This window comes from Plantactinospora soyae (genome assembly GCF_014874095.1).
Classification (GTDB): domain Bacteria; phylum Actinomycetota; class Actinomycetes; order Mycobacteriales; family Micromonosporaceae; genus Plantactinospora; species Plantactinospora soyae.
This window is the reverse complement of record NZ_JADBEB010000001.1, coordinates 3,185,454-3,201,363: the sequence shown is the minus strand read 5'-3', so window position 1 is coordinate 3,201,363 and position 15,910 is coordinate 3,185,454. Positions and strand designations below refer to the sequence as shown.

Sequence of the window (15,910 nt, the reverse complement as noted above, 5' to 3'; positions counted from 1 at the left end):
TCGAACGTCGTGTCGAGCCGCCGCGTCGAGTCGTCCTCGGGATTAACGAGACACCTCGTTTCGGGGTTCCCGGCCAGGACGGACGAGCGGGCGAACCGGCGCGACCACCGGCGCTCATCGTCAGGTCAACTCATCGTCAGGTCAACTTGACGTCAAGGTGACTTGACGGCAAGCTGAGCGAATGGCGACGACCCCGGACGACCTGGAAAGACAGTTCACCCTGCTGACGGCGGCGGCCCGGTACGACCAGCTCCGAATGCGCGACACCCTCGCCCCGCCGACCGAGGAACCGATGGACGGCGACGAGCCGGAGCTGCGGCCGTTGACGAAGGAGGAAGCGCTGGAACTTCTCGCCCTCGGCGAGGTGATCATGAGGAAGGCGAGCTACGGCCGGCAGTTGACCGTACGGACGGCACGGGCGACCGGCGCCTCCTGGGCCCAGATCGGCGCATCGCTGGCCACCAGCAAGCAGGCCGCCTGGGAAACCCACACCCGTTGGCTCGACGAGCAGGACGCCGGCCCGACCGAGGCGGCGTCATGACCACCGTGCTCCCCCGCCCCTTCCGGCTCGATGTCGCCGATGCCGAGCTGGCCGACCTGCGTCGACGGCTGGCAGAGACCAGGTGGCCGACCGAGATTCCCGACCTGCCGTGGCGGCGGGGCGTACCGCTGGCGTATCTGAGGGAGCTGGCCGGGTACTGGCACACCGGCTACGACTGGCGTCGTCAGGAGGCACGGCTGAACGAGATCCCCCAGTTCACCACCGTGCTCGACGGCGCGAACGTGCACTTCCTGCACGTACGCTCGCCGGAACCCGACGCGCTTCCCCTGATCGTCACGCACGGTTGGCCGGGCTCGGTGGTGGAGTTCCTCGACGTGCTCGGCCCGTTGAGCGACCCTCGCCGGCACGGTGGCGACCCCGCCGACGCGTTCCACCTGGTCGTACCCTCCATTCCGGGCTTCGGGCTCTCCGGGCCGTTGCGCGAGGCCGGTTGGGACCTCGCCCGGGTCGCCCGTGCCTGGGCCGAGCTGATGCGCCTGCTCGGCTACCGGCGGTACGGCGCGCAGGGCGGCGACTGGGGCCATGCGATCAGCCGGGAACTCGGCATCGTCGACGCCGAGCACGTCGTCGGGGTACACCTCAACACCCTGCTCACGCTCCCCTCCGGCGACCCGGTCGAGGCCGCCGCGCTCACCGCCGCGGACCGGGCCCGGCTCGACCGGCTGGGGCGGGCCGAACCGGAGATGTCCGGCTACGCGAAGATCCAGGGGACCCGGCCACAGACTTTGGCGTACGCCCTGACCGACTCGCCGGTCGGGCAACTCGGCTGGATCGTGGAGAAGTTCAAGGAGTGGACGGACTCGACCGATGCGCCCGAGGACGCCGTTCCCCGGGACCTGCTGCTGACCAACGTCATGCTCTACTGGCTGACCCGGACGGCCGGCTCCTCGGCCAACATCTACTACGAGGCGTCCCATCCGACCGCCGTCGCCCCGCCCCGCCGGTTGACGGTCCCCACCGGCGTCGCCGTCTTCGGTCACGACGTCGTGGCGCCGGTCCGCCGGCTCGCCGAACGCGACAACAACATCGTGCACTGGTCGGAACTCGATCGCGGCGGGCACTTCGCGGCGATGGAGGAGCCCGACCTCTTCGTCGCCGACCTGCGGACGTTCTTCGGCCGACTGCGCTGAGGCGGGACCGACCGGTCCGCTCGTGCTGGGGCGGACCGGCCAGTCCGGCTGCGCTGAGGCGGACCGATCGGCCCGACTGCGCTGAGGCGGACCGGTCAGTCCGACTGCTCCGAGGCGGACCGGTCAGTCCGACTGCTCCGAGGTGGACGGTCCGGTCAGCCGTGCCACGAGAGCCAGAGGGACGCGTACGCGCCGTCGGCCCGGAGAAGCTCGTCGTGGCTGCCGAGTTCGCTGATCCGGCCCTCCTCGATCACCGCCACCCGGTCCGCGTCGTGCGCGGTGTTCAGCCGGTGCGCGATCGCGATGACCGTACGCCCGGCGAGCACGCTGCCGAGGGCCCGCTCGGCCCGGCGGGCGGTCGTCGGGTCGAGCGCGGCCGTCGCCTCGTCCAGGATCAGGGTGTGCGGGTCGGCGAGGACGAGGCGGGCCAGCGCCAACTGCTGGGCGTCGGACGGGGACAGGTCACGGGCGCCGTCGCCGAGCTGCGTGTCGAGGCCGTCGGGCAGGTCGTCGTACCAGTCGGCCCCGACGTCGGCCAGCGCGGACCGCATCTGTTCGTCGGACGCGGCCGGCGCGGCGAAGGCGAGGTTGTCCCGCACCGAGCCGATGAAGACGTGGTGCTCCTGGGTGACCAGGGCGATCCGGCGGCGACGTTCGGCCGGGTCGAGGTCGGTGACCCGGCAGCCCCCGATGGTCACCTCGCCGTGCTGCGGCGTGTCGATTCCGGCCAGCAGCCGGGCGAGGGTGGATTTTCCGGCCCCCGAGGGGCCGACGATGGCGAGCCGCTCACCGGGACGGACCTCCAGGTCGATCCCGTGCAGCACCTCGGGGCCGTCGGCGTAGCCGAACCGCGCGCCCCGGACGACGAGCCGCTGTCCCGGCGGTACGGCCGTCCGGCCACGCGGCTCCGGTGGCACCTGGCCGACGCCGAGTACCCGGGCGAACGAGGCTAGGCCACGCTGCGCCTGCTCCATCCACTGGAGGATCTGGTCCAGTGGGCCGATCGCCTGTTGCAGGTAGAGCGCGGCGGCGACCACCTCGCCGAGGGTGACCAGGCCGTTGTTGAGGAAGAGGCCGCCGACGAGCAGCACGGCGGCGATCGGCAGCGCGTAACTCCCCTCCACCACGGGGTAGAAGACCGACCGGAGCGCGAGGGTACGACGTCGGGTCGCCCACACCTGGCCGATCCGTGCGGTGCCGTGCACGATGCGGTCCTCGCCGAGCCGGAGCGCCTCGACGGTACGGGCGCCCTCGGCGGTCGTGGTCAACGCCTCGGTCAGCGCCGCGGTCGCCGCGCCCTCCGCGAGGTACGCGGTACGGGCCCGCCGCAGGTACCAGCGGGTCACCGCGTAGATCGACGGCAGCCCGGTCAGCGCGACCAGGCCGAGCATCGGATGCAGCAGGAACACCGCCCCGAAGAGCAGCACCAGTTGCGCGGATGCGATCACCACGACCGGCACCACCTCGCGGACCGTGATCCCGACCGTGGAGACGTCGACCGAGCTGCGGGTGGCGAGGTCCCCGGTGCCGGCCCGCTCGACGACCGACACGGGCAGGGCGAGCGTCCGGCGTACGAACTCCTCGCGCAGCCGGGCGACGGCACGTTCACCGAACCGGTGGCCGGCATACTGGGCGTACCTGCTGAGCAGGCACTGCGCCAGCACGCATCCGGCGATGGCGAGCGCCAGCCGGTCCACGGTGCCGACGCTGGCTCCGGCCCCGACCTCGTCCACGATGGCGCCGAGCAGCCAGGGCGCGGCGAGCCCGGTGACCGTGGCCGCGATGTGCAGCACCAGCATGATCGTGACCGCCCGGCGGTCCCGACCGATGAGGCCCAGCATCGCCCGGCGGATCGCCGGCCGGTCCGCCACCGGAAGCCCGCTCACCGCAGCGATCCCTCGACGTCGAAGGGCCGACCGAGGCCGGACGGGTCGAGATCGGTCGACCCGTCGAAGCCTCCGGCCTCGGTATCCGCGTCGGGCTCGCCGTCCCGGGAGACCAGTGCACGGTAACTTGGATCCCGTTCGAGCAGTTCGGCGTGGCTGCCGGTGGCGACGATCCGGCCGTCGCGCAGGTGCGCCACCGTGTCGGCCCGGCCGAGCAGCAACGGCGAGGTGGCGAACACGATGGTGGTCCGGCCGGCCCGCGCCACCCGGATCCGCTCCGCGATCCGCGCCTCGGTGTGCGCGTCCACCGCCGAGGTCGGGTCGACCAGGATCAGCACCTCCGCTTCGATGAGCAGCGCCCGCGCCAGCCGTACCCGCTGACGTTGGCCGCCGGAGAGCCGGCGGGCCCGGGCGTCGATCGGGGTACCGAGCCCCTCGGGCAGGGCGTCGGCGACGTCCTCGGCCGAGGCGGACCGCAGTGCCGCCCGGAACTCGTCGTCGCCGAGGCCCTCCCGTACCCGCAGAATCTCCCGCAGCGTTCCGGCGAAGAGGTAGGAGTCGTGGTCGGCGACGAGGATCCGGCTGCGCACCTCGGCGAGTGCGATCCTGGTCAGCGGCCCCCCGCCCCAGGTCACGTCGCTGACGACGTACCGCCCGAGCCGGTCGGCCAGCGCGTTCGCGTCGGCCGGGTCGTCGGCCGCGACGGCGATCAGCCGGCCGGGTCGTACGGTCAGTCCGGAGGCGGGATCGCGCAGCTCGGCCGGACCGGTCGGGGCCGGCCGGTCACCCGGCAGCCCACCAGGATCGTCCGGGGTCCGCCCGTCGAGGTCGTCCGGGGTCCGCCCGTCGACGTCGTCCGGGGTCAGGTTGAGCAGGGCGATGATCCGACGGGCCGCGACCCGCCCCCGGATCATCTGGTAGCTGGCCTCCAGCAGGAACCAGACCGGTACGACGAGGACCGCCACGTACCCGTAGACGGCAACCAGCTGACCGACGGTGATGTCGCCGGTCGCGGCCATCCGCGCCGCGACCCAGACCACGGCCGCGAGGAACAGCCCCGGGATGGCGAGGGTCAGCGCGTCGATCCAGCTGTTGACGGCGCCCACCCGGTAGCCCTCGGCCAGCAGGTTCTGGGACCGGTCCGCGTACCGGCGGGCGAAGAGGTCCCGTCCGCCGACCCCGGCGAGCACCCGCAGCCCGGCCACGATGTCCCCGGCCCGGGTGGTGAGCACTCCCTGCTGCTGCCGGTAGACGGTTTCGGCGCGCTCCAGCCGGCGCAGCAGCGGCCCGATGACGATGGCGATCACCGGCACTCCCAGCAGTACGCAGAGCGCGAGCAGCGGGGAGATCGACCAGAGTACGACCGCCACCACCGAGTACGCGACGACCGCGCCCACCCCCGGCCCGGTCATCGTCAACACGTGCGAGGTGTTCGCGATGTCGGAACCACCGACGGTGGCGACCTCGCCCGCGGCGAGCTTGCGCGGCAGTACCGCGCCGATCCGGGACAGTTTCCGCAGCAGTACGGCGGCGGAGCGGGCGCTCGCATCCTCCCGGATGAAGGTCATCGTGCGGTGTCGCCAGATCCCGATCTGGGCCATGGCGATGCCGGCGACGACGATCGCCGCGACCCAGAGCAGCAGGGCGCGATTGTCCCGGTCACGTAGCCCGTCGTCGATGGCCCGGGAGATCAGGTAGGGCCGGAGGGACAGCCCGGTCATCCAGGCCGTGCCGACCAGGCTGGCCCGGAGCACCCGCCAGGGTTGGCAGCGGATCAGCCACCAGATGTACCGCAGTGGCCCCCTCGTGTCCGGATTTCCGGGCTGGGGATGTGGGAGCTGCGGGGGCACGGGCCAAGGCTACCGACCGGCTCCCGACGTACCCACTCATTTTGCCTGCCCGAGCCTTGCGGCGCAGCGGTGCCGCTACGACGTGAAGTGCTGGCCCCCGAAGGCTTTGGCCAGGCGTTCGACGTCCGGGCGACAGGCATCGGTCGGCGCGCGCTGGGCGAACGTGGCGACGATGTTGCTGTAGCGGACCGTGAGCGAGCACGCGGGTTTCGACCACCAGGCCTCGTTGCCCCAGCCGGTCACGGCATCGGCCTTGCCGGCCTCGGACTTGGCGAACGTGGACGCCCCGCTCTTCGCCTGGTTCGCCGGGAAGAGCCGGAGCGAGATGGTCAGCGCCACGGTCCGCCCGGCGAGCATGCCGAGGCAGGCGGAGCCGGCCGTCCACTTCTCCGATGCCTTCGGCTCCTGATCGATCTTGATCATGTTGCCCTGGAAGGTCCCCCGCATCTCGTCGGGTAGCACGTTGCAGGCCGGAAGTGCCGAGAACGGACCGGCGGCGGCGGGGGCGGCCGTGGTGGGCGCGGCCGTCGTGGGCGCCGGTCCGGTGGTCGCGGGCGGTGCACTCGGGCTGGCGGACGGCGTTTGATCCGGTTCGTCCGACCCCCCACAGCCGGGCAGGGCGAGACAGGCCAGCATGCCGAGCAGCAGCAGGGGCGCGACGGAAGAGCGGGCGGAAGTGCGCATCGTGCCTCCAGGGGAGACGAGATAGCGAGATCCGTCTATTTTAGACCCCGGCGACTTCCTCGGCGGCGCGGTGCCACGACGCCCCGCTCCGGCGGCGTGCCGCCGGGACACCTTGCGCGTCCCGGCGGCCGGCGGCGCGAGCGACAGTGGCTATCCGGCACTCTTCCTGAAGACCTCGATCAGGCTGGTGAAGCTGTCGTCGGCGTGACCCTGTGCCATTCCACGCTCACAGATTGCCAGTACGGCGGCGGGCAGCGAGGTGTCGATCCCGGCATCGCGACGCCCGTACCGGCCACTGTCGTCGGCGGTTGTCCCGTGTCGAATGTCGACAATGCGCCCGAAATACGGCGACAAAGCGGCGCTTGAATGTGGACAGATTTCTGCAATAACATGACGACAACTCGTACTGTCTCCTGCTCGGAGTGCTGGGACCAGTACGTCGAGCAGCCCGTGCAACGAAGTGCCACCGCGAACGTGACCACCCCCGGAAAGAGCGTCACCCCCGAGAGAAACGAGTCGCTCGATGTCACGGAGCATCATCGGAGTTGTGGCGCGCTGGCCCGGACGGCCAACGCGCTGGGTCGCCACGGCGACCGTGATAGGCCTGACCATCGTGGCCGCCGGCACCGGCCCGGCCCAGGCCGACGCCGGCCCGGCCCAGGCGAATCGGGGCGGCCACGCCGGTCCGGCCCCGGTGGTAACGCGCGCCGGACTCGACCCGGCACTCGTCGCCGGTCGGGGCGCCAGCGTCGCGTTCCTCGAACAGGAGGCGGAGAACGCCCGTACCAACGGGACGGTTCTCGGCCCGGACCGGTCGGCCTACACGCTGCCGGCGGAGGCCTCCGGGCGCCGGGCCGTCAAGCTGACCCCCGGCCGGTACGTCGAGTTCACCCTGCCGAAGGCGGCCAACGCGATCACCGTCCGGTACAGCATCCCGGACGCGCCGAACGGGGGCGGCATCACCGCACCGCTCGACGTGACGGTGAACGGCGGCGCCCGCCAGACGATGACGCTCACCTCGCAGTACTCCTGGCTATACAACCAGTATCCGTTCACCAACGACCCGAACGCCGACCTGCTGCACCCGGACTGGTGGATCACCGAGTGCGCCTGCGTACCGGCCGCCACCACACCGACTCCGACGATCACGAAGCCGTTCCGGCCGATGCACTTCTACGACGAGCAGCGGCTCCGGCTGAGTCGGACGTACCAGGCCGGTGACCGGGTACGGCTCACCGCGCCGGCCGGCAGCAACGCCGACTGGACGGTGATCGACCTGCTCGACTCGGAACTCGTCGGACCGCCCCGGGTCCGGCTGCTCGCGGCGAACGTGCTGGCCTTCGGGGCCGACCCGACCGGGCGGCGCGACTCCGCCGACGCGATCGACCGGGCGATCGCCTTCGCCCAGCGCACCCGGCTGAAGGTCTATCTTCCGCCGGGCACGTACCAGGTGAACCGGCACATCATCGTCGACGACGTCACCATCGAGGGCGCCGGCAACTGGTACACCACCGTCAAGGGTCGCGAGGTCGCCCTCGATCCACCGGCTCCGGACGGTTCGGTGCACACCGGCGTCGGCTTCTACGGCAAATCCGCGGCGGACGGCGGCAGCCGCAACGTCCACCTCTCCGACTTCGCCATCTCCGGCGACGTACGCGAGCGGATCGACACCGACCAGGTGAACGGGATCGGCGGCGCGATGAGCCATTCGACCATCGACGGCCTGCACATCCAGCACACCAAGGTGGGCATCTGGTTCGACGGCCCGATGACCGACGTCAGGGTCACCAACAACGTCATCGTCGACCAGGTCGCCGACGCGCTCAACTTCCACACCGGCGTCACGAAGTCGGCGGTCCGGAACAACTTCGTCCGGAACACCGGCGACGACGGCCTCGCGATGTGGTCCGAGAAGACGGCGAACGCCGACAACACCTTCGAGCACAACACGGTGCAGACCCCGACCCTCGCCAACGGCATCGCCATCTACGGCGGCACCGACAACACGGTCTCGAAGAACCTCGTCGCCGACCCGATCCGGGAGGGCAGCGGCATCCATCTCGGCTCCCGGTTCGGCGCCGAGCCGTTCACCGGGCAGCTACGGATCACCGACAACACCGTGGTCCGGGCCGGGACGTACGAGCTGAACTGGAACATCGGCCTCGGCGCCATCTGGATCTACGCGTTGGACCGGGACATCGACGCGGACATCCGGGTGACCGGTGACTACTACCTCGACAGCACGTACAACGCGATCATGCTGGTCAGCGAGTGGTCGGTGAAGGACCTGTACTCGGTCGACGGGGTCAGTTTCGCCGACATCCGGGTCGACGGCACCGGTACCTCGGTGGTCAGCGCCCGGGTCTCCGGGTCCGCCTCCTTCGCGAACGTCGACGCCCGGAACGTCGGCGCGGTCGGGGTGAACAACTGTGGGTCGTTCAACTTCCCGCCGACCGGATCGGAGTTCTCCCTCACCGATCGTGGCGGCAACGACGGGGGCGGGACCACCGGACCCTGGCTGGCGCCGTGGCTGCTGCCGGACACCATCACCTGCGACGACCGGCCGGCGGTCGTTCCGCCGCCACCGCCCTCCACCTGGTGACACCGCGCTGACGCATGGGCGGGTGCCCGGGTGTGCGTACCCGGGCACCCGCCCACGCCCGGGCCCGGCCGTCGGGCCGGCGTAGCTTGGTGGTCGGCTCTCCCGTCGACCGCCCGCGCCGACCGCGCCCCGGGCCGGTGACCTCCCGGAAGGTGGACCGATGATCATCCACGCACGGTTCAACGGGCCACCCGGCTCGGGTAACGGCGGCTACTCCGCCGGGGTCTTCGCCCACGGCGACCGGTGCGAGGTCACGCTCCGGACGCCACCGCCGCTGGAGACCCCGCTCTCCCTGCTCGACTGCCAGGTCCGGACCCCGGACGGCACCGTCGTGGCCGAGGTCGCACCGGCCCCCGAGGTCGACACGGCGGTCCCGCCCATCGGGTACGCCGAAGCGGTCAGCGCCGCCACCGGGTACGCCGGATTCGCCGACCATCCCTTCCCGACCTGCTACGTCTGTGGACCCGAGCGGGCCGAGGGCGACGGATTACGCATCTTCCCCGGTCCGGTGCCGGAGGGCGGCACCGCCGCACCGTGGACCGTTCCGGCCGACGTCTGCACCGAACTGCTCTGGGCCGCACTCGACTGCCCCGGCGGTTGGGCGGTGATCGGCGCCGGCCGGCCGTACGTCCTGGGTCGGATCGCCGTACAGGTGGACCGGTTGCCCGCCCCCGGCGACCGGTGCGTGGTCCGGGGTGCCCTCGCCTCGACCGAGGGTCGAAAGGCCCTCGTGCACACCACCCTGTACGGCCCGGACGGCGCCGAACTGGCCCGTGCCCGCGCCACCTGGATCGCGCTGCCCAGCGGGGTCCCGGGCTAGCCGGTCGGTTCGGCGACCCGGTAACCGACGCCCGGCGTCGTGGAGATGATCGCCGGGCTGCCGAGTTTGCGGCGCAGTCGTCCGATGGTCACCGCGACGGTGTTGGTGAACGGGTCGGCGTTCTCGTCCCAGACCTGTTCGAGGAGATCCTCGGCGCTGAGGAAGGCGGGGCTGGCCCGAAGGAGGGCTTCGAGAAGCGCGAACTCCTTGACCGAGAGGTCGAGCCGCCGGTCGTCCCGGGTTGCCGTGCGGCGTACGGGGTCGAGTTCGATGCCGGCCACCTGAAGTCTCCGGGCCCGGGCGGAGGGTCGTCGACGGGCCAGCGCCCGGATCCGCAGTACCAGTTCGGGGAAGTGGAAGGGCTTGCCGAGGTAGTCGTCGGCGCCCAGGCGCAGGCCCCGGACCCGGTCTCCGGGGGAGTCGGCCGCGGTCAGCATCAGGACCATCGGTCGGTCGTCCCGTTCGGTGAGCATCTGGCAGAGGGTGTCGCCGTGGATTCCGGGCAGGTCGCGGTCGAGGACGACCACCTCGTAGGCGTGCACGTCGAGTTTGACGGCGGCCGCCACCCCGTCGTGGGCGACGTCAACGGCCATGCCCTGATCCCGTAGGCCCTCGGCCAGGATCTCGGCGAGCGCGAACGCGTCCTCGACCACCAGGATCCTCATCCGGCGACGCTCTGCGGCGCGGGCGCCAGCGGCAGGGCGACGGTGACCCGCAGGCCGCCCTCGGACCGGGCGTGCAGATCCAGCCGGCCGCCGTGCGCGGCGACGATGGCGGCGACGATCGACAGGCCGAGGCCGGAGCCGGTCTCCGAGCCGGTCCGGTCGGGGGCGAGGCGCCGGAAGGGCTGGGCGAGTTGGGCGATGTGCGCGGGATCGAGGATCGGCCCGCCCGTCTCCACGATGAGCTGCGCCGAGGCGTCCCCGGTCCTGGTCGCGACCCGGATCCAGCCGCCGTGCCCGTTGTGGACGACCGCGTTGTCGATCAGGTTGTCCGCCATCCGGGACAGCAGTGCGGGAGTACCCCGGGTCCAGGCGGTGTCGGGCAGGGCGCCGTCGTCCAGGGTCAGGCGCTTCGCCGCGAAGGCGGCGGAGCGGGTTGTCACGGCCTGCGACACCAGGTTGCCGAGCGAGACCGGGGCGCCGTCGGCGAGCGCACCGTGCTGCGCGCGGGCGAGTACGAGGAACTCCTCCAACAGGTGGTCGACCCGGTCCAGTTCGCTACGGAGCCGGTCCGCCAGCACGGTCGTCTGCGGTGGTGCCGGCTGCGGCTTGGCCGCGGCGACGTCCAGCGCCGCCCGCATGGTCGCCAGCGGCGTACGCAGCTCGTGGGAGGCGTTGGCGACGAACCGGCGCTGCGCCGCGAAGGACGCCTCCAGGCGTTCCAGCAACCCGTCGATGGTGTCCGCCAGGTCCTTCACCTCGTCGTCGGGTCCCGGCACCGCCAGCCGCTCGTGCAGGTTCTCGGCGGAGATCCGCCGGGTCGCCGCGGTGATCGTCCGCAGCGGGCGCAGTACCCGGCCGGCGACGGCCTTGCCCAGCAGGACCGACGCCACCGCCATCACGGCGAGCGCGATCAGCGAGCCCACCAGCAGTTGGCGCGAGTGTGTCGCGTGGATCTCCGCGAGCTGCGCTTCGAGCTGGTGTACGCGCTGCTGGGCAGCGGCGAGGCTGGGCTGCTCGGCCGGAGGCGCCTGCCCGGGGGCGACCCGGGTCACCTGGATCCCACCGGCGAGCAGGTTGGTGATCGCCAGCAGACCGAATCCGGACACCAGGAACAGGGCGGCGTACAGGATGGTGAAACGCAGCCGTACGGTCCCTTCCGGTAGCGCCAGCCGTCGCAGTTCGCCCATTTGGTCCTCTCCCGTCCCCGCACCCCGTCCCGTGTCGGTCTCCAGGATGCCGGGCCGGGCCTAACAGGGGCATGACAGCGGCAGTTCCGATGGTGTTACCGAAGAGTCCGTAGAACCGGACGCATGCCAGCAACCGACGAAGCCCGCACCGGGCCCTTGACCGCTCTGGTACGCCAGGAGTGGATCACATTTCGTAGCCGGGGACGCCTGATCGCGCTGACGGCCGCGACGCTGCTCATCATCCTGCTCGGCCTCCTCGTCGGGGTCGTCAACCGGGCCTCGTGCAGCGAAGGTTCGGCCGAGGTCGCCTGCCCGACCGATCCCGTGGGGCCCTCGGGTCAGATGGTCAGTGACCAGTTCTACTTCGCACACCAGCCGTTGGGGGAGAACGGCAGCATCACCGCCCGGATGACCTCGCTGACCGGGACCATCACCTATCCACCGCCGGACCACGACGAGATCGTTCCCGGCCTCGTTCCCTGGGCGAAGGCCGGCATCATCGTCAAGGACGGCACCGGGCAGGGCTCGTCCTACGCGGCGCTGATGGTCACGGGCAGCCACGGCGTCCGGATGCAGTACGACTACGTCCACGACACGGCGGGCCGTACGGGTGGCGTCTCGGCCTCCTCGCCCCGCTGGCTGCGCCTGACCCGCGCCGGGGACACCATCACCGGTCAGGAGTCGACCGACGGCGCGTCCTGGACGACGGTCGGAACGGCCCGCCTCCCCGGGCTTCCGCGTACGGTGCGGGTGGGACTGTTCGCCACGTCGCCGGGAGACCTGACGCTGCGGCCCACCGGACTCGGCGGAAGCATCGTCGAGTCGCGCTTCACCCAGGCCAGTGCCGTCTTCGACAACATCACCCTGGCCGGCGACGCGTCCGCGAACCGGTGGAGCCACGGCAGCGTCGGGGAGATGGGCAACACGGACTGGGAGCGTCAGCACCGACCGCCCGGCCTCGTCGAGTCGAACGGCACCGCAACCGTCACCGGCTCCGGTGACATCGGGCCGGTCGGCACGGCGGGCGGCCACAACGTGGAGGACACCCTGGTCGGCCTCGCCATCGGCCTGATGGTGCTGGTCGTGCCGGCGGTACGGTTCGGGATCGGCGGTCACCGGCCCGGTACGGCGGGGACCGTGCCGCCGGGTGGCCGGCTCCTGGTGGCGAGGGCGGTCGTGGTCGGCGCGGTCACCTTCCTCGCCGGTCTGGTTGCCGCCGGGGTCGTGGTGCCGCTCGGCACGCACGTGCTGCGTGACAACGGCAACGCGGTGCTGGCGGTACCCGCGCTCACGCAGGTACGGGTCGTCGTCGGTGTCGCCCTGCTGCTCGCCGTTGCCGCTGTCTTCGCGCTCGCCCTCGGCGCCCTGTTCCGGCGTACCTGGGTGGCGGTCCTGGTCGCGCTCTCGGCAGTCGTCGTCCCGTACGTCCTGGCGGCCCTGCCGCTCCTGCCCGACGGTGTCGCCGAATGGCTGCTTCGGCTCACTCCCGCGGCCGGCTTCGCCGTGCAGCAGACCGTGCACGAGTTTCCACAGGTACTCGCCCACTATGCGCCGTCGGCGGGGTACTTCCCGCTGCCGTGGTGGGCCGGGTTCGCCGTGCTCTGCGGCTACGCCGCCGTCGCACTCGGGCTGGGAGTCGCCCGGCCGCGCACCGACGCGGCGCAGCCGCCGGGCGGATGGAGGTGATGTCCGGTCGGGCGTCGGCGGCTACGGACGGGCTCCGCCGCCACCCGGCTGGATTCGGCTGATCAGGTCGTGCATCGGCTTGGTGCCGCTGCCGACCATGATCCCGGTGACGATGCCGTCGATCCAGACCGGCAGACCCTTCCACTCGGGTCCGGCGATCGCGTGCAACAGGTAGAACCCGCCGGCCGTGGAGGCGAGCGTCGCGACCGCGACCGCGATCCCCCAGGCCACGATGGTGCGGTTGCCCCGGCCCCGGTCGGCCCGCTCCCGGAGCCCGGCCAGCGCCGCCTGCTCCGTCGCAGTCGCCTCGCGGGACAGGTTCGCCAACTCGGTCTCGGTACGTTGTACGGCGGCCTCGACGCGGCGTCCCGGCAGCCAGCGGGAGAACGGTTCCAGGATCCGCTCGATCGCGGCGGCGAAGACGATCAGAATGCCGAAGACCGCGACCGTGTCCGGCGGCCGGATTACCTCTCCGCCGCCACCACTGCTCCAGAGTGCCCACGAGCCCACCCCGGCGCCACCGATCAGGACGAAGGCGGTCAGCACCGCCCCGACACTGGCCGGTGCACCGCCGGGCCGGCTCGCCGGCTCGGCACTCGGCGCGGAACTCTGGTCGCCGCCACCCACGGTCGGCGATGCCTGGACGAACCGCCCGGCTCCGGCGGTGTCCACATCGGAGAACGCGCCCGGCGCGGGGGCGGCGGTCACCCGGGCGACCGTGGCCCCGACGAACTGACCCGCCTGCCCCACGAAGGAAGTGCCCCGTTCCGCCGTCATGACTTCCCCCTGTGTCAGCATTCGTCCGAACTGCCGAGCGGAAAGGCTACGCCTTGACGGTGACGCGGAGGCGACCGGGTTCTCAGGGTCAACCAAACCGGCAGTGACCTTTCGATTCGTCTCGATACATGGGAAGCTGTCGATGATTCGCGGGGCAGGCCATGCGTGTTTCGCCGCCGAAAGGGCTCCGGCGGCGCCGTCACCGCGCCTACTAGCGAAGGAGACCGATGAACGTCAACTCTCTACGCCGCTGGTCCACAATGTCCTGCGCACTGGCCCTGGCCGCCGTGGCGGTACTCGCACCCGCCGACCCGGCGCGGGCCGCGATCGCCTGCGAGGTCAGCTACACCTCGTCGGACTGGAGCACCGGCTTCCTCGGCAACGCGCAGATCAGGAACCTCGGCGACACCTGGAACAATCCCACGGTCCAGTGGACCTTCACCGGCAACCAGCAGATCACCAACGGCTGGGGTTACGAGATCAGCCAGAGCGGCGCCCAGGTGACCGGCCACGGCTTCGAGTGGAACCGTCCGATCCCGACCGGCGAAACGCTCGCGTTCGGCTTCGGCGGCACCTACACCGGCGTCAACACGCCACCGACCAACTGGCGGGTCGACGGGGTGGCCTGTGTTCTCGCCGGTCAGCCGCCGGCGGTCATCGCCGAGCCGACCTCGCTTTCGGTGGCCGAGGGCGGCGGTGGTTCGTTCACCATACGGCTGAGCCATCCGCCGACCGGGTCGACCGGTCTCCGGATGACGATGCAGGGGACCGGTCACTGGGCCAGCCCGCCGGTGGTGCTGATCTTCAACTCGACGAACTGGAGCACCCCGCAGTCGTTCAGCGTGTACAGCGTCCAGGACCCGGACGCGGTCGACGACGCCGTCGTCTTCACGCTCGCCTATCCGGGCTACGTCTCCGACACCGTCACCATCACCCAGGTCGACGACGACTAGATTCCACCGGCGCACGTCCTGACGTCCGGCTCCGACGTCCTGCCACCTGAGTTCCGTCGAGGTGTGACGGAACCGGCATCGGGGTACACCGATCGAAGCTGCTGCGTTGGCGCCAGAGACAGGGCTCCACGCACTTATCAGGAGGTGTGCTGTGGTCAGGATTCCTTCACTTTCGCGCCACTCGGAGCCGGCGTCGACGCCGACGCCACCCCGGGACGAGAACCGCGACGGTCGGATCGACGCCCGGGACGAGACGCCGACAACCGGTGACACCACGCCGACGACCGGTGACACCACGGTCAAGGCCGGTGACACCACGGTCACCGATGCCGGGTCCACGCGTACGGCGCCCCGTACCGACCCCGTCCGGGCCGACGACGACGGCGTCACGAAGTCGCCGACGCAACGCGCCCGGAGCGCGGTCGCCGAACGGGACACCACCACCCGACCGGCTCCCCCGGGTACGCCGGAGACTAACCACGGGTCCGACACCGACCGCCGGCCGGAGGCCGAGCACGGTTTGGGCGAGCGCACGCCGCGCACCGAGGAGCGGCCGGAGGTCGTGGTACCGGCCGGACCCCGTCCCCGGGCCAGCATGCTCGCCACGCTCAGCCTGATCTTCGGGGTGGCCGCCGCCGGGTTCGTGCTCACCGGTGCCCTCGCCGGGTACGGCATCGCGCTCGGCACCATCGCCCTGCTGCTGGGCGTCAGCGGTGTCTCGGCAACCGCCCGCCGGCACGTCGCCGGCAAGTCCGACGCGCTGATCGGGATCTGCCTCGGGATCGGTGCCGTCGTCGTCGGCGTGCTGGCGATGACCGGACAGTTCGACTGGCCGACCACCGACGGGGACACCGTCGTACGCTTCCGCGAGTGGCTTGACTCACAGTTTGTGGACCGGTTCTGACCGGGTAGTTATATCCGCGGAGCGGTGGTGCACCGCTCTGGCCCCGCTGGCCGGTAGTGGTTCACTGCCAGAGCGCACGTTTTTCGGGGGTGGCGTGATCGCCGCCCCCGAAGTGCTGTCCGGCCCCGTCCGACCCCCGTCGGGCGGGGCCGTTCCGTTCTCCAGGAGCGATGACAATGCCCATCCCGGACCCTCACGCAACGG

The 15,910-nt window shown here is 71.4% G+C and carries 14 protein-coding genes; 7 read left to right on the top strand and 7 right to left on the bottom strand.

What is annotated here, in order from left to right:
• Window positions 1-181 precede the first annotated feature (181 nt).
• Together H4W31_RS14300 and H4W31_RS14295 are read left to right on the top strand one after the other, a co-directional pair.
• Window positions 182-541: a hypothetical protein gene (locus H4W31_RS14300; RefSeq protein WP_192767110.1), complete on the top strand. Its 360-nt coding sequence runs from the start codon at window positions 182-184 to the stop codon at window positions 539-541.
• Window positions 538-1,692: an epoxide hydrolase family protein gene (locus tag H4W31_RS14295; protein ID WP_192767109.1), complete on the top strand. Its 1,155-nt coding sequence runs from the start codon at window positions 538-540 to the stop codon at window positions 1,690-1,692. Before H4W31_RS14300 ends, H4W31_RS14295 begins: the two co-directional genes overlap by 4 nt.
• 155 nt (window positions 1,693-1,847) lie before the next feature.
• On the opposite strand, the gene H4W31_RS14290 is transcribed toward H4W31_RS14295, so the two are convergent.
• From H4W31_RS14290 to H4W31_RS44760, 4 genes are all read right to left on the bottom strand, one after another.
• Window positions 1,848-3,533 (bottom strand): ABC transporter ATP-binding protein, encoded by a 1,686-nt coding sequence (locus tag H4W31_RS14290; protein WP_192772095.1) that lies wholly within the window; start codon window positions 3,531-3,533, stop codon window positions 1,848-1,850.
• Window positions 3,534-3,574: 41 nt separating this feature from the next.
• Window positions 3,575-5,332: an ABC transporter ATP-binding protein gene (locus H4W31_RS14285; protein ID WP_318783739.1), complete on the bottom strand. Its 1,758-nt coding sequence runs from the start codon at window positions 5,330-5,332 to the stop codon at window positions 3,575-3,577.
• 171 nt (window positions 5,333-5,503) lie between these two features.
• Window positions 5,504-6,112, bottom strand: a complete 609-nt coding sequence (locus H4W31_RS14280; protein ID WP_192767107.1) for a hypothetical protein — start codon at window positions 6,110-6,112, stop codon at window positions 5,504-5,506.
• A gap of 150 nt (window positions 6,113-6,262) precedes the next feature.
• Window positions 6,263-6,649, bottom strand: coding sequence for an imine reductase family protein (locus tag H4W31_RS44760; RefSeq protein WP_404825711.1), 387 nt, complete (start codon window positions 6,647-6,649; stop codon window positions 6,263-6,265).
• On the opposite strand from H4W31_RS44760, the gene H4W31_RS14275 reads away from it, so the two are divergent.
• Together H4W31_RS14275 and H4W31_RS14270 are read left to right on the top strand one after the other, a co-directional pair.
• On the top strand, window positions 6,636-8,714 hold the full coding sequence (locus tag H4W31_RS14275) for a glycosyl hydrolase family 28-related protein (RefSeq protein ID WP_192767106.1): 2,079 nt from the start codon (window positions 6,636-6,638) through the stop codon (window positions 8,712-8,714). The two genes, H4W31_RS44760 and H4W31_RS14275, sit on opposite strands and share 14 nt — an antisense overlap.
• 160 nt (window positions 8,715-8,874) lie before the next feature.
• Complete coding sequence (locus tag H4W31_RS14270; RefSeq protein ID WP_192767105.1) at window positions 8,875-9,534, top strand: hotdog family protein; 660 nt, start codon at window positions 8,875-8,877, stop codon at window positions 9,532-9,534.
• On the opposite strand, the gene H4W31_RS14265 is transcribed toward H4W31_RS14270, so the two are convergent.
• The gene (locus H4W31_RS14265; RefSeq protein WP_192767104.1) at window positions 9,531-10,199 is read right to left on the bottom strand and encodes a response regulator transcription factor; all 669 of its coding nucleotides are present in this window, start codon (window positions 10,197-10,199) and stop codon (window positions 9,531-9,533) included. The two genes, H4W31_RS14270 and H4W31_RS14265, sit on opposite strands and share 4 nt — an antisense overlap.
• The gene (locus H4W31_RS14260; RefSeq protein WP_192767103.1) at window positions 10,196-11,386 is read right to left on the bottom strand and encodes a sensor histidine kinase; all 1,191 of its coding nucleotides are present in this window, start codon (window positions 11,384-11,386) and stop codon (window positions 10,196-10,198) included. The genes H4W31_RS14265 and H4W31_RS14260 overlap by 4 nt, the downstream gene beginning before the upstream one ends.
• 123 nt (window positions 11,387-11,509) lie before the next feature.
• On the opposite strand from H4W31_RS14260, the gene H4W31_RS14255 reads away from it, so the two are divergent.
• The gene (locus tag H4W31_RS14255; protein ID WP_192767102.1) at window positions 11,510-13,072 is read left to right on the top strand and encodes a DUF1349 domain-containing protein; all 1,563 of its coding nucleotides are present in this window, start codon (window positions 11,510-11,512) and stop codon (window positions 13,070-13,072) included.
• A gap of 21 nt (window positions 13,073-13,093) precedes the next feature.
• Here H4W31_RS14255 and H4W31_RS14250 read toward each other — a convergent pair whose 3' ends face one another.
• Window positions 13,094-13,849 carry a hypothetical protein gene (locus H4W31_RS14250; RefSeq protein ID WP_192767101.1) on the bottom strand — a complete coding sequence of 252 codons (756 nt, stop codon included), beginning with the start codon at window positions 13,847-13,849 and terminating at the stop codon, window positions 13,094-13,096.
• Window positions 13,850-14,076: 227 nt separating this feature from the next.
• Between H4W31_RS14250 and H4W31_RS14245 the strand changes: the two genes are divergently transcribed.
• Window positions 14,077-14,802, top strand: coding sequence for a cellulose binding domain-containing protein (locus H4W31_RS14245; RefSeq protein ID WP_192767100.1), 726 nt, complete (start codon window positions 14,077-14,079; stop codon window positions 14,800-14,802).
• 151 nt (window positions 14,803-14,953) lie between these two features.
• Window positions 14,954-15,706, top strand: a complete 753-nt coding sequence (locus tag H4W31_RS14240; protein ID WP_192767099.1) for a DUF308 domain-containing protein — start codon at window positions 14,954-14,956, stop codon at window positions 15,704-15,706.
• Window positions 15,707-15,910: the final 204 nt, after the last annotated feature.